The organism is Micromonospora sp. WMMD961 (assembly GCF_029626145.1).
Classification (GTDB): Bacteria; Actinomycetota; Actinomycetes; order Mycobacteriales; family Micromonosporaceae; genus Micromonospora.
In genome coordinates, this window is the sequence record NZ_JARUBJ010000002.1 from 3,173,148 (window position 1) to 3,187,540 (window position 14,393).

Genomic DNA, 14,393 nt, shown 5'->3' on the forward strand with positions numbered 1-14,393 from the left:
GCGGAGCTCATGATGGCCACCTCCAGCGACAAGCTCGTCGAGGCACTGCGCTCCTCCCTGAAGGAGAACGAGCGTCTGCGTCACCAGCACCGCCGGCTCACCGAGGCGCAGCGGGAACCCATCGCGGTCGTCGGGATGGCCTGCCGGTACCCCGGCGGTGTCGACTCGCCCGAGGCTCTCTGGCGTCTCGTCGCCGACGGCGCCGGCGCCCTGTCCGGCTTCCCGGACGACCGCGGCTGGGACCCGGCCGCCTCGTACGCCCGCCCGGCGGGGTTCCTGGACGCGGCCGGTGAGTTCGACGCGGCGCTGTTCGGCATCTCGCCCCGGGAGGCCGTCGCCATGGACCCGCAGCAGCGGCTCCTCATGGAAACCGCCTGGGAGGCCCTGGAGCGCGGCGGTGTGGACCCGCTTTCGCTGCGTGGCCACCAGGTCGGCGTCTTCGTCGGCTCCAACACCCAGGACTACGCGTCGGTGCTGATGCGCACGCCGATCGCCGACGAGGGTCACCTGCTCACCGGGAACGCGGCAGCCGTGGTCTCCGGCCGCCTGTCGTACTTCTTCGGTCTCGAAGGCCCGGCCGTCACCGTCGACACCGCCTGCTCGTCGTCGCTGGTCGCGCTGCACCTGGCGGTCCAGTCGCTGCGGCAGGGCGAGTGCACGATGGCGCTGGCCGGCGGCGCGACGGTCATGTGCACCACCGGCGCGTTCGAGGAGTTCGAACGACAGGGCGGGCTCGCGGCGGACGGCCGCTGCAAGTCGTTCGCCTCGGCCGCCGACGGCACCGGCTGGGGTGAGGGCGTCGGGCTGCTGCTGGTGGAACGGCTCAGCGACGCCCGCCGGCTGGGCCACCCGGTGCTCGCCGTCATCCGGGGCAGCGCGGTCAACTCCGACGGCGCGTCCAACGGCCTCACCGCACCGAACGGGCCGTCCCAGCAGCGGGTCATCCGGGCCGCCCTGGACAACGCCGGGCTCACCGGCGCCGACGTGGACGCCGTCGAGGCGCACGGCACCGGCACCGTCCTCGGCGACCCGATCGAGGCGCAGGCGCTGCTCGCCACCTACGGCCGCGACCGAGGGGAGGGCGACCCGCTCTGGCTCGGCTCGATCAAGTCGAACATCGGCCACACCCAGGCCGCCGCCGGTGTCGCCGGGATCATCAAGATGGTCATGGCGATGCGGCACCGCACACTGCCGCAGACCCTGCACGTCGACGCGCCCACCCCGCACGTCGACTGGTCGGCCGGGGCGGTGGAACTGCTCACCGAGGCCCGCCCCTGGCCATCCGGCGACCACCCGGCCCGGGCGGGTGTCTCCGCCTTCGGCGTCTCCGGCACCAACGCCCACGTCATCGTCGAGCAGGCACCGGCCGGGGACGAGGAGCAGCCCCGCGAACCGTCCACGGTCCCGGCGCCGCTGCTGCTCTCCGGGCACGACGACGCCGCCCTGCGCGCCCAGGCGGCCCGCCTCGCCGGTCACCTCGCCGACTCCGACGCCGACCCCGCCGACGTGGCGCACTCGCTGGCCACCACCCGTGCCGGCCTGCGGCACCGCGCCGCGATCACCGGCACCGACCCGGCGGAACGGCTCGCCGCGCTGACGGCGCTCGCCGAGGAACGCGCCACGGCCGGCGTCCTGCGCGGCACCGTCACCCGCGGCCCACTGGCATTCGTGTTCTCCGGCCAGGGTTCGCAACGCCCGGGCATGGGCCTGGACCTGGCCGAGGCCTTTCCGGTGTACGCGGAGGCGTTCGACGCGGTCTGCGCGGAGCTGGACCGGCACCTGGACCGGCCGGTCCGCGACGTCATCGCCGAGGGCGACGACCTGGACCAGACGATCTACACCCAGGCGGCGTTGTTCGCGGTCGAGGTGGCCCTGTTCCGCCTGGTGGAGTCGTTCGGGGTGACCCCGGACTACCTGGTGGGGCATTCGATCGGTGAGATCGCCGCCGCGCACGTGGCCGGGGTGTTGTCCCTGTCCGACGCGGTAACGCTGGTCACCGCGCGGGGTCGGTTGATGCAGGCGTTGCCGGCCGGTGGGGTGATGGTCGCGGTGCGGGCCACCGAGGCGGAGGTGCTGCCGCTGCTGACCGGCGGGGTGTCGGTCGCGGCGGTGAACGGTCCTCGTTCGGTGGTGCTGTCCGGTGTGGCCGAGGAGGTCACCGCCGTCGCGGCGCACTTCGAGAAGTCGAAGCAATTGCGGGTGAGTCACGCGTTCCACTCGGTGTTGATGGAGCCGATGCTGGCCGAGTTCGCCTCGGTGGCGGCAACGCTGACCTACGGGACGCCGCTCATCCCGGTGGTGTCCAACCTGACCGGGCAGGTCGCGTCGACGCAGGACGCCGCGTACTGGGTGCGGCACGTGCGGGAGGCGGTGCGCTTCGCCGACGGCATCACCACCCTGGAGACCCTGGGCGTCAAGACCTTCCTGGAGATCGGCCCCGACGGGGTCCTCTCCGCGATGGGCGCCGACTGCGTGAGCGACGCGGTGTTCGTACCGGTGCAGCGGGCCGACCGGAACCAGTCCGCCGCCCTGCTCGCCGCCCTGGCCGGCCTCTTCGTGCGCGGCGTACCGGTGGACTGGACGCCGTGCCACAGCGCCGCCCGCACCGTCGACCTGCCCACCTACGCCTTCCAACGCCGCTACTACTGGCCGGAGCTGCCGAAGCCCGCGAGCAGCGCGCCTGGCGAGTGGCGGTACCGGGAGAGCTGGCAGCCCGTCGCCACCCTGCCCACCGGCACGCTCGCCGGGGCGTGGCGCATCGTCGCCGACCCGGCGGACCCGACCGCGCAGCGGCTGCACGACCTGCTGACCCGACACGGTGCCACCCCGGAGATCGGCGTCGCCGCGCACCTCACCGACGAGCTGGCCGGCATCCTGCACGTACCCTCGCGCACCGGCGACCTCGACGCCACTGCCGACCTGCTCGCCCTGCTCCACGCGGCGACCACCGCCGGGACCACCGCGCCGATCTGGACCGTCACCACCGGGGCCGTCACCACCGGCACCGACGGCATCGCGCCCGACCCCGCCCAGGCCGCGATCTGGGGCCTCGGCCGGGTGGCCGCCCTCGAACACCCCGACACCTGGGGTGGCCTCGTCGACCTGGCCGGCGACGTCACCGACCAGCTCGTCGCGGTCCTGGCCGGCAGCACCGGCGAGGACCAGGTCGCGGTCCGCGCCGACGGCCTGCACGCCCGACGCATCGACCGCGCCCCCAGCACCGCCGCCGAACCCTGGCAACCGACCGGCACCGTCCTGGTCACCGGCGGCACCGGGGCGCTCGGCGCGCACGTCGCCCGCTGGGCCGCGCACAACGGCGCGGACCGGGTCGTCCTGGTCAGCCGCCGGGGCCCGGACGCGCCCGGCCTGGACGCGCTGACCGCCGACCTGGCCGGGACCGACTGCCAGCTCACCGCCGTCGCCTGCGACGTCACCGACCGCGCCGCCCTCGCCACCCTGATCGCGACGCTCCGCGCGGACGGCACCCCGGTCCGCTCGGTCGTGCACACCGCCGGTGTCGCCCACCTGACCCCACTGGCCGGTCTGGACCCCACCGAGATCGGTGACCTCGGCGCCGCGAAGGTGCTCGGTGCCCGGCACCTCGACGAACTCCTCGGCGACGACCTGGACGCCTTCGTGCTCTTCTCGTCGATCGCGGGCGTGTGGGGCAGCGGGGACCAGGGTGGATACGCCGCCGCGAACGCGTACCTCGACGCCCTCGCCGCCCGCCGGGCCGCCCGGGGCCGCCCCGCCACCGCGATCGCCTGGGGCCCGTGGGCCGGCGGCGGCATGGCCGACGCCGACGTCACCGCCCACCTCGCCCGGCGCGGCATCACGGCGATGAACCCGACCCGCGCCACCGCCGCGCTGGCCCACGCCGTCTCCACCGGCGACACCACGGTGGTGGTCGCCGACGTGGACTGGTCACGCTTCGGACCCGCCTTCAGGGTACGGCGGGACAGTCCTCTGCTCACGCCGTTGCTCACCGACGCCGAGGACGAGCCGCAGGCCACCGACCCGGCCGGCGATCTCCTGGCCGGCCGCACCGTCGAGGAGCGCCGGGCGCACCTGCTGCACCTGGTGCGCGCGGAGGCCGCCGCGGTCCTCGGCCACGAGTCCGCCGACGCCGTCCCCGCCGACCGCCCGTTCCGGGAACTCGGCTTCGACTCGCTGACCGCTGTCGAGCTGCGCAACCGCCTGGCCGCCGCGACCGGCCTGCGCCTGCCCACCACCGTCGCCTTCGACTACCCGTACGCCGCCGTGCTCGCCGCCGAACTGGACACCCTGCTGTCCGGCGCGGACCGCGCGGCGCACACCGTCGCACCGTCCGCCGGTGTCCCCGACGAGCCGATCGCCATCATCGGGATGGCCTGCCGCTACCCGGGCGGCGTCGGCTCACCGGAGGACCTGTGGCGTCTCGTCGAGTCTGGCACCGACGCGATCGCCGGGTTCCCCGCCGACCGTGGCTGGGACCTGGACGCCCTCTACGACCCGGATCCGGACCAGCCCGGCGCCTCGTACACCCGGGCCGGTGGGTTCGTCGCCGACGTGGCCGGCTTCGACGCGGCGTTCTTCGGCATCTCACCGCGCGAGGCGCTGGCCATGGACCCGCAGCAACGACTGCTGATGGAGACCGCGTGGGAGGCCGTCGAGCGGGCCGGTATCGACCCCGCCGGGCTGCGCGGCGAACCCGCCGGTGTCTTCGTCGGGGCGTCCTTCTCCGGCTACGGCACCGGCGACCAGATCGCCGACGGGGTCGAGGGGTACCGGCTCACCGGCACGGCGGCCAGCGTCACCTCCGGGCGGATCGCGTACACCCTCGGCTGGGAGGGCCCGGCCGTCACAGTGGACACCGCCTGCTCGTCGTCGCTGGTGGCGCTGCACCTGGCCGTCCGCTCGCTGCGCTCCGGCGAGTGCTCACTGGCCCTGGCCGGCGGCGTCACGGTGATGGCCAGCCCGGACGCGTTCGTGGAGTTCTCCCGCCAGCGGGGCCTGTCCGCCGACGGCCGCTGCAAGTCGTTCGCGGCGGGCGCGGACGGCACCGGCTGGTCCGAGGGCGCGGGCATCCTGCTGGTCGAACGGCTCTCCGACGCACTCCGCAAGGGCCACCGCGTCCTCGCCGTGGTGCGGGGCACCGCTGTCAACTCCGACGGCGCGTCGAACGGCCTGACCGCCCCCAACGGCCCCGCCCAGCAGCGGGTCATCCGGGCGGCACTGGCCGACGCCGGTCTCACCCCGACCGACGTGGACGCCGTCGAGGCGCACGGCACCGGCACCAGACTCGGCGACCCGATCGAGGCGCAGGCACTGCTCAGCGCGTACGGGCAGGACCGCCCGACCGGTCGGCCGCTGTGGCTCGGCTCGGTCAAGTCGAACATCGGGCACACCGTCGCGGCGGCCGGTGTCGCCGGGATCATCAAGATGGTCATGGCGATGCGGCACCGGGTGCTGCCCCGCACCCTGCACGTGGACGAACCCACCCCGCACGTCGACTGGGCCTCCGGGGCGGTGTCCCTGCTCACCGAGCCGCAGCCGTGGCCGGACGCGGACCGTCCGGCTCGTGCCGCCGTCTCCTCCTTCGGCATCAGCGGCACCAACGCCCACGCGATCCTGGAAGCGCCCCCGACGCCGGAGCCGCAGGTCGAGCCGCCGGCCGCGCTGCCGGCCGCGCTGCCGGTGCCGGTGCCGTGGACGCTCGCTGCCGCCGAACCGGGCGCGCTGAGCGCCCAGGCCGGGCGGCTGCTGCCGTACCTCGATGCGGACCCGGTCGACCTGGGCTACTCACTCACCCGGCGCAGCTCCCACCCGCACCGGGCGGTGGCGTTCGGGCCCGACGCCCTGGAAGCGCTCACCGAGGGCCGGACGGATGCCGGCCTGGTCACCGGCGACGTGGTCGACGGCAAGCTCGCCTTCGTGTTCTCCGGTCAGGGTTCGCAGCGCCGGGGCATGGGCTTGGACCTGGCGTCGTCGTTCCCGGTGTTCGCGGAGGCGTTCGACGGGGCGTGCGCCGAGTTGGACCGGTACCTGGATCGTCCGGTGCGGGAGGTGATCGCCGACGGCGGCGAGCTGGATCAGACGGTGTACACGCAGTCGGCGTTGTTCGCGGTCGAGGTGGCGTTGTTCCGGCTGGTGGAGTCGTTCGGTGTCAGGCCGGATTTCCTGGTGGGGCATTCGATTGGTGAGATCGCCGCGGCGCACGTGGCCGGGGTGTTGTCGCTTGCGGATGCGGCGAGGCTGGTGACGGCCCGGGGTCGGCTGATGCAGGCGTTGCCGGCCGGTGGGGTGATGGTGGCGGTGCGGGCGACCGAGGCGGAGGTGTTGCCGCTGTTGACCGGCGGGGTGAACATCGCGGCGATCAACGGCCCCCGGTCGGTGGTGCTGTCCGGCGTCGCGGACGAGGTCATGGCCGTGGCGGCCCGGTTCGAGAAGTCGAAGCGGTTGCGGGTGAGTCACGCGTTCCACTCGGTGTTGATGGAGCCGATGCTGGCCGAGTTCGCCGAGGTCGCGGAATCCCTTGCCTATGCGTCGCCGCGCCTCCCCGTGGTGTCGAACCTGAACGGGCAGATTGCCGAGATCCAGGACGCCGACTACTGGGTGCGGCACGTGCGGGAAGCGGTCCGGTTCGCCGACGGCATCACCACCCTGGAGGGTCTCGGCGTCGCCACCTTTGTGGAGGTCGGCCCGGACGGGGTGCTGTCCGCGATGGGCGCCGACTGCGTGAGCGACGCGGTGTTCGTACCCGTGCAGCGCGCTGACCGGGACCAACCTGCCACCCTGCTGACCGCCCTGGCGCAGGTCTTCGTGCGCGGCGTCGCGGTGGACTGGACGCCGTGCCTGACCGGCGGGCGACTGGTCGACCTGCCCACCTACCCCTTCCAACACCAGCGCTACTGGCCCGCCGCCACGGTGACCGGCAACGGCGACGCCGTCGACCACCCGCTGCTCGGCGGCATGCTCACCCTCGCCGGCGACAGCGACGAACGGATCTTCACCGGCCGCTGGTCGCGGACCGCCCTGCCGTGGCTCACCGACCACCAGGTCGCCGGTGACGTCGTCGTCCCCGGCACCGCGCTGCTCGAACTCGCCCTCGCCGCCGGCGTCGAGGTCGGCTGTGACCGCGTCGACGACCTCGTCCTGGCCGCCCCGCTGGTCCTCGGCGAGCAACCGGTCGAGGTCCAGGTCCGCACCCGCACCGGTGACGGCGCCGGCCGCCGCGCCGTCACCGTCCACGCCAGCCCCGACGGCACCCGGTGGACCACCCATGCCACCGGCACCCTCAGCACCGCCGGGAACGCCGACGACGCCCCGCCGACCACCTGGCCACCCGCCGGATCCGAGGCGATCGACACCAGCGGCCTCTACGACGCCCTGCGCCGCCGGGGTCTCGACTACGGCCCCGCGTTCCGGGGGCTGCGCCAGGCCTGGCTCGGCACCGACGGCGCCCTGCACGCCGAGGTGGAGCTACCAGCCACTGTGGACGGCGGCCGGTACGGCGTACACCCGGCGTTGCTGGACACCGCCCTGCACCCACTCGGCCTCGGCGTGCTGGGCGACGACGACGGTCAGGCCCGGGTGCCGTTCGCCTGGTCCGGCGTCACAGTGCGGGCTTCCGGCGCGATCACCGCCCGGGTGCGGCTGGCCGACGCCGGCACCGACGCCGTCAGCGTCCACCTCACCGACACCCTCGGGCGGACCCTGCTGACCGCCGACTCGTTGGTGCTGCGCCGCTACGCCGAGCGCAGCGCCGGCACCGACGGCCTGCATCACCTCGACTGGATCCCGGTCGAGGCGCCCGGCACGTCCGACGGCACCGGGACCGAGGTGCTGCGCGTACCCGCCACCGCCACCGACGACCCGGTCACCGCCACCCATGCCACCACCACCGCCGTCCTGACCGCGCTGCGCGACGCCGTCGAGCGGGACATCCGACTCGCTGTCGTCACCAGCGGCGCGGTCGCCAGCCGTCCCGGCGACCCGGTCACCGACCTGGCCGGCGCAGCCGTCTGGGGCCTGGTCCGCAGCGCCCAGACCGAGAACCCCGGCCGGTTCCTGCTCATCGACACCGACGGCGACGACCGCCTGGACGCTGTCCTCGCCACCGGCGAGGAGCAGATCGCCATCCGGGACGGCGCCCTGCGCGCACCCCGCCTGGCCCGGATCACCGAACCCGCCGACGGTCACGACTTCGGCACCGGCACCGTCCTGGTCACCGGCGCGTTCGGCACCCTCGGTCGACTACTCACCCGGCACCTGGTCACCCGGTACGGCGTCACCGACCTGCTGCTGCTCAGCCGCCGTGGCCCGGACGCCCCGGAGGCCGCCGACCTGACGGCGGAACTCGCCGCACTCGGTGCGACCAGCACCGTCCTGGCCTGCGACCTGGCCGACCGCGACGCTCTCGCCGCGGCCATCGACGGCGCGGGCAGCCTGACCGGAGTCCTGCACATCGCCGGGGTGATCGACGACGGTGTGGTCACCGCGCTCACCCCGGAACGCCTCGCCGCGGTACTCCGGCCGAAGGTCGACGCCGCCTGGCACCTGCACGACCTCACCGCCGGGCACCCGCTGACCGCGTTCGTGACGTTCTCCTCGGCCGCCGGCCTGCTCGGCAGCCCCGGACAGGCGAACTACGCGGCCGCGAACGCGTTCCTCGACGCCCTCGCCGACCTACGGCAGAGGGCCGGCCTGCCGGCGTCCTCGCTCGCCTGGGGGCCCTGGGCCGCCGGGATGGCCGCCGACCTGGACCCGGACGCGGTCCAGCGGCTCAGCCGGGGCGGACTCGCCCTGATCACACCCGAGGACGGCCTCGGCCTCTTCGACGCGGCCGGCCAACACACCACAGTCGTCCCCCTCCGGCTCGCCTCCGGGCGGGCCGCACCGGCCGCCGTCCACCCGCTGCTGCGCAACCTGATCCGGGCCACGCGGCGAGGCGCCGCGCGGGCCGCCACCGGCGACGCGTCCCTGGTCCAGCGACTCGCCGCCCTGCGCCCGGCCGACCAACGGGAAGCACTCCTCGACCTGGTCCGCACCCATGTCGCGAGCGTGCTGGGCCACGGTTCGGGGCAGGCGGTCGCCCCCGGCAAGGCGTTCCAGGAGACCGGCTTCGACTCGCTCGCCGCGGTCGAGCTCCGCAACGGCCTGAACGCCGCCACCGGCCTGCGGCTGCCGGCCACCCTCGTCTTCGACCACCCGACCCCGGCCGCCCTCGCCGCCCACCTGCACGAGACGCTGATCGGCACCGAACTGCCCGACAGCCCGGAGGTCACCGCCTCCGGTCACGCCGACGAGCCGATCGCCATCGTCGGCATGGCCTGCCGCTATCCCGGCGGGATCAGCTCACCCGAGGACCTGTGGCGACTCGTCGAGACCGGCAGCGACGCGATCGGCGACTTCCCCGCCGACCGCGGCTGGGACGTGGACCGCCTCTACCACGCCGACCCGGATCACCCCGGGACCTCGTACACCCGGTCCGGCGGGTTCCTCGCCGACGCCGCCGACTTCGACGCGCCGTTCTTCGGGCTCGGCCCGCGCGAGGCGCTCGCCACGGACCCTCAGCAACGACTGCTGCTGGAGACCTCGTGGGAGGCGTTCGAACGGGCCGGCATCGACCCGGCGACCGTACGCGGCAGCCGCACCGGCGTCTTCGCGGGCGTCATGTACCACGACTACGTGTCCCGCCTGGACCCCGACGGCGACGAGGTCGAAGGTCTGCTCGGCATCGGCAACGCGGGCAGCGTCATCTCCGGTCGGGTCGCGTACACCTTCGGGCTGGAAGGCCCGGCGGTCACGGTGGACACCGCCTGCTCGTCGTCGCTGGTGGCGCTGCACCTGGCCGTGCAGGCGATCCGCACCGGCGAGTGCACGATGGCGCTCGCCGGTGGCGTCACGGTGATGGCCACGCCGGGCACCTTCATCGAGTTCTCCCGCCAGCGCGGTCTCTCCGCCGACGGCCGCTGCAAGTCCTTCGGCGCGGGGGCGGACGGCACCGGCTGGTCCGAGGGCGTCGGCATGCTCGTCGTCGAACGCCTCTCCGACGCCCGCCGCAACGGCCACCCGATCCTCGCCGTCATCCGGGGCAGCGCCGTCAACTCCGACGGCGCGTCCAACGGTCTGACCGCCCCGAACGGGCCCGCCCAGCAGCGGGTGATCCGCGCTGCGCTGGCCAGCGCGGGCCTGAGCACCGCCGACGTCGACACCGTCGAGGCGCACGGCACCGGCACCGTGCTCGGCGACCCGATCGAGGCACAGGCGCTGCTCGCCACGTACGGTCAGGATCGCCCCGACGACCGGCCACTGTGGCTCGGCTCGATCAAGTCGAACATGGGCCACACCCAGGCCGCCGCCGGTGTCGCCGGCATCATCAAGATGATCGAGGCGATGCGGCACGGCGTCCTGCCCCGCACCCTGCACGCCGACGACCCGTCGCCGCACATCGACTGGTCGGCGGGCGCGGTCTCGCTGCTCACCGAGGAACGGCAGTGGACAGTGCCGGACCGCCCGCGTCGCGCCGCCGTCTCCTCGTTCGGCGTCTCCGGCACCAACGCCCACGTCATCCTGGAAGCCGCCCCCGAACCGGCTCCCGTACCCCGACACGCGGGCAGCGGACCGAGCGCCTGGCCGCTCACCGCGGCCACCACCGACGGTCTGCGCGACCAGGCGACCCGGCTGTCGACCCACCTGGAGACCCACCCCGGGCTGGACCCCGTCGACATCGGGCACACCCTCGCCACGCGCGGTGCCTTCCCGCACCGGGCGGTGGCGTTCGGGCCGGACGCCCTGAAAGCGCTCGCTGAGGGCCGGACGGATGCCAGCCTGGTCACCGGCGACGTGGTCGACGGCAAGCTCGCGTTCGTCTTCTCCGGCCAGGGTTCGCAGCGCCGGGGCATGGGCCTGGCGCTCTGCGACACGTTCCCGGTGTACGCGCAGGCGTTCGACGCGGCCTGCGCCGAGCTGGACCGGCACCTGGACCGGCCGGTCCGCGACGTGATCGCCGACGGCGACGGCCTGGACCAGACCGTCTACACCCAGGCGGGATTGTTCGCCGTCGAGGTGGCGATGTTCCGCCTGGTGGAGTCGTTCGGCGTCATCCCGGACTTCCTGGTCGGGCACTCGATCGGAGAGATCACCGCCGCACACGTCGCCGGGGTGCTCTCCTTGCCCGACGCGGCCAGACTGGTCACCGCCCGAGGCCGCCTCATGCAGGCACTCCCGACCGGTGGCGTCATGGTCGCCGTGCGGGCCACCGAGGCTGAGGTGCTTCCGTTGCTGACCGACGGGGTGTCCGTGGCGGCGATCAACGGACCTCGGTCGGTGGTGCTGTCCGGGGCGGCCGACGAGGTCAACGCGGTCGCGGCCCAGTTCGAGAAGTCGAAGCGGTTGCGGGTCAGTCACGCGTTCCACTCGGTGTTGATGGAGTCGATGCTGGAGGCTTTCACCGAGGTTGCCGAGACGCTGACCTACGGGTCGCCGCGCATCCCGATCGTGTCGAACGTGACCGGGCAGGTCGCGTCGACGCAGGACGCTGCGTACTGGTCGCGGCACGTGCGGGAGGCGGTTCGGTTCGCCGATGGCATCACCACCCTGGAGTCGTGGGGTGTGAGCACGTTCGTGGAGATCGGCCCGGACGGGGTGCTCTCCGCGATGGGCGCGGACTGCGTCGCCGACGCGGTGTTCGTACCCGTGCAACGATCTGACCGCGACCAGCCGAGCACCCTGCTCACCGCGCTCGCTCAGGTCTTCGTGCGCGGCGTCGCGGTGGACTGGACGCCGTGCTACCCCGGCGGGCGGCTGGTCGACCTGCCCACCTACGCCTTCCAGCACCGCCGCTACTGGCCGGCGGGCCCCGCCGCCGCACGCCGCGACCGCACCGGCCACCCCCTCTTCGACACCGCGATCACCCTCGCCGAGGCGAGCGGGGAACGCGTTCTCACCGGCCACTGGTCGGTCGCGACAGTGCCCTGGCTCGCCGACCACCGGGTCGACGGCGCACTCCTGGTCCCCGGCACCGCGCTGGTGGAAGCCGCCCTGGCGGCCGGAACCGGCGACCGGCTCGACGACCTGGTCCTCGCCGCCCCGCTCGTCCTGGACGAGGCAGGTGCCCAGATCCAGGTACGGGTCGGCCCGGCCACCGACGACGGCCACCGCCCGGTCACCATCCACGCCAGCACCGACGGCACGACCTGGACCGCCCACGCCAGCGGCACCCTCGCACCCCCCGACCCGACGCCGGTCGTCCCGGTGGGCCGCTCGGCAGCCGCCGCACCACTGGACGTGGACGGGCTCTACGACGAGCTGCTCCGGCGCGGCCTCGACTACGGGCCGGCGTTCCAGGGCGTCCGCACCGCCTGGCGCGACACCGACGGCACAGTGCACGCCGACGTCGTGCTCCCCGACGAGGTGAGCGCCGGCGGTTACGGCATCCACCCGGCCCTGCTCGACGCCGCCCTGCACACCCTCGGCCTCGACGACCAGACCGCCGACGGTGCCGCCACGGTGCCGTTCGCGTGGTCCGGCGTCACCATCCACCAGCCCGGCGTCACGGCAGCCCAGGTCCGGCTCAGCGTCGGCGACGCCGTCGGGGTCACGCTGGCCGACGCCGTCGGCGACCCGGTCGTCTCCGTGGCCGCCCTACGGCTGCGGGCGTACACGCCGCCGTCGGTGCTGCACCGCCTCGACTGGACGCCGGTCGACCTGCCCGCCACCGGCGACCCCGAGACCGTCATCCTGCGCATCCCGGCGGACGGCACCGACCCGGTCGCCGCCACCCGCACCGCTACCGCCCGCACCCTCACCGCCCTCCAGTCGGCGATCACCACCGACACCCGCCTCACAGTGGTCACCGCCGGAGCCGCCCACGGCGACATCACCCACCTCTCCGGAGCCGCCGTCTGGGGTCTCGTCCGTGCCGCCCAGTCGGAGCACCCCGGCCGGTTCACGCTCGTCGACGCCGAGCCCGGCACCGGCGAGGCGGAGATCCGTGCCGCGGCGACAGCCGAACAGTCCCAGCTCGCCATCGGTGTGGACGGCGTCGTCACCCCCGTCCTCACCCCCTACCCGGCCGGCAGCGACGCGACCACCGGGCTGGGCACCGGCACCGTGCTGGTCACCGGCGCCCTCGGTGGACTCGGCCGGGTCGTCGCCCGCCACCTGGTCACCCGGCACGGCGTCACCGACCTGGTGCTGCTCAGCCGGCAGGGCCCGGACGCGCCGGGCGCCGACACCCTCGTCCGTGACCTGGCCGCCGCCGGAGCCACCGCGACAGTGGTGGCCTGCGACGCCGCCGACCGCACCGCGCTGGCCGAGGTGCTCGACGGCCTCACCGACCTGACAGCTGTCGTCCACCTCGCCGGGATGCTCGACGACGGAGTGGTCACCGCGCTGACCGAGGAGCGCGTCGCCACCGTCCTGCGCCCCAAGGCCGAGGCCGCCTGGCACCTGCACGAGCTGACCCGGGACCGGCAGTTGACAGCGTTCGTGCTGTTCTCCTCGGCGGCCGGCGTCGTCGGCGGCCCGGGGCAGGGCAACTACGCGGCCGCCAACACGTTCCTCGACGCGCTCGCCGCGTACCGCAGAAGGGCCGGCCTGCCCGGCACCTCGCTTGCCTGGGGGCCGTGGGCCGCCGGCATGGCCGCCACCCTCACCGAGGCCGACCTAGCCCGGATGGCCCGCACCGGCGTCCTGCCGATGACCGAGGCGCAGGCCCTGACCGCGTTCGACCTGAGCGTCGGCGCCGCCGAGCCGGCCCTGGTGCCGCTGCGACTCGACCCGACGGCCACCCCGGCCAGTGTGCCGGCGGTGCTGCGCGGCCTGCTGCGGGAGGCGCCGAAGCGCCGCACCAGCCGGCGCGGACCCGACCGTACGCTCGCCGAGCAGATCGCCTCGACCGACCCGGCCGCCCGCAGCGAGGCGGTGCTGACCGTGGTCCTCACCCAGGTGGCCGCCACGATCGGCGACGGGGGAGCGCACACCGTCGACCCGGACCTGGAGTTCACCGGTCTCGGGTTCACCTCGCTCGCGGCGGTCGAACTGCGCAACGGCCTCAACGCCGCCACCGGGCTCAGCCTGCCGGCGACGCTCACCTTCGACTACCCGACGCCGCGCGCTCTCGCCGACCACCTGCTGAGCACGCTCGCCCCGGCCCGTACCCCACGGCTGCTCGACGAACTGGCCCGGCTGGAGCAGGCGTTCGCCGCCCTGCTGCCGGACGACGTCGCCGAACTGGCCGTACGGGACGGCGTCGCGGCCCGGCTGAAGGCGCTCACCGGCCAGTGGGCCGAGGTGACCGGGGCGGAAGCGCCGGTCACCGAAACGCTCGACGAAGCCAGCGACGACGAGCTGTTCGCGTTCATCGACCGCCGCCTCGGCGCGTCCTGACCGGCTCGCACACTCTCTCG

1 protein-coding gene is annotated in these 14,393 nt (G+C 74.4%); it reads left to right on the top strand.

From position 1 onward, the window contains the following. The first annotated feature begins 12 nt into the window (after positions 1-12). Entirely contained in the window at positions 13-14,373 is a 14,361-nt protein-coding gene (locus tag O7614_RS14450) for a type I polyketide synthase (RefSeq protein ID WP_278138964.1), read from the top strand. The last annotated feature ends 20 nt before the right edge of the window (positions 14,374-14,393 follow it).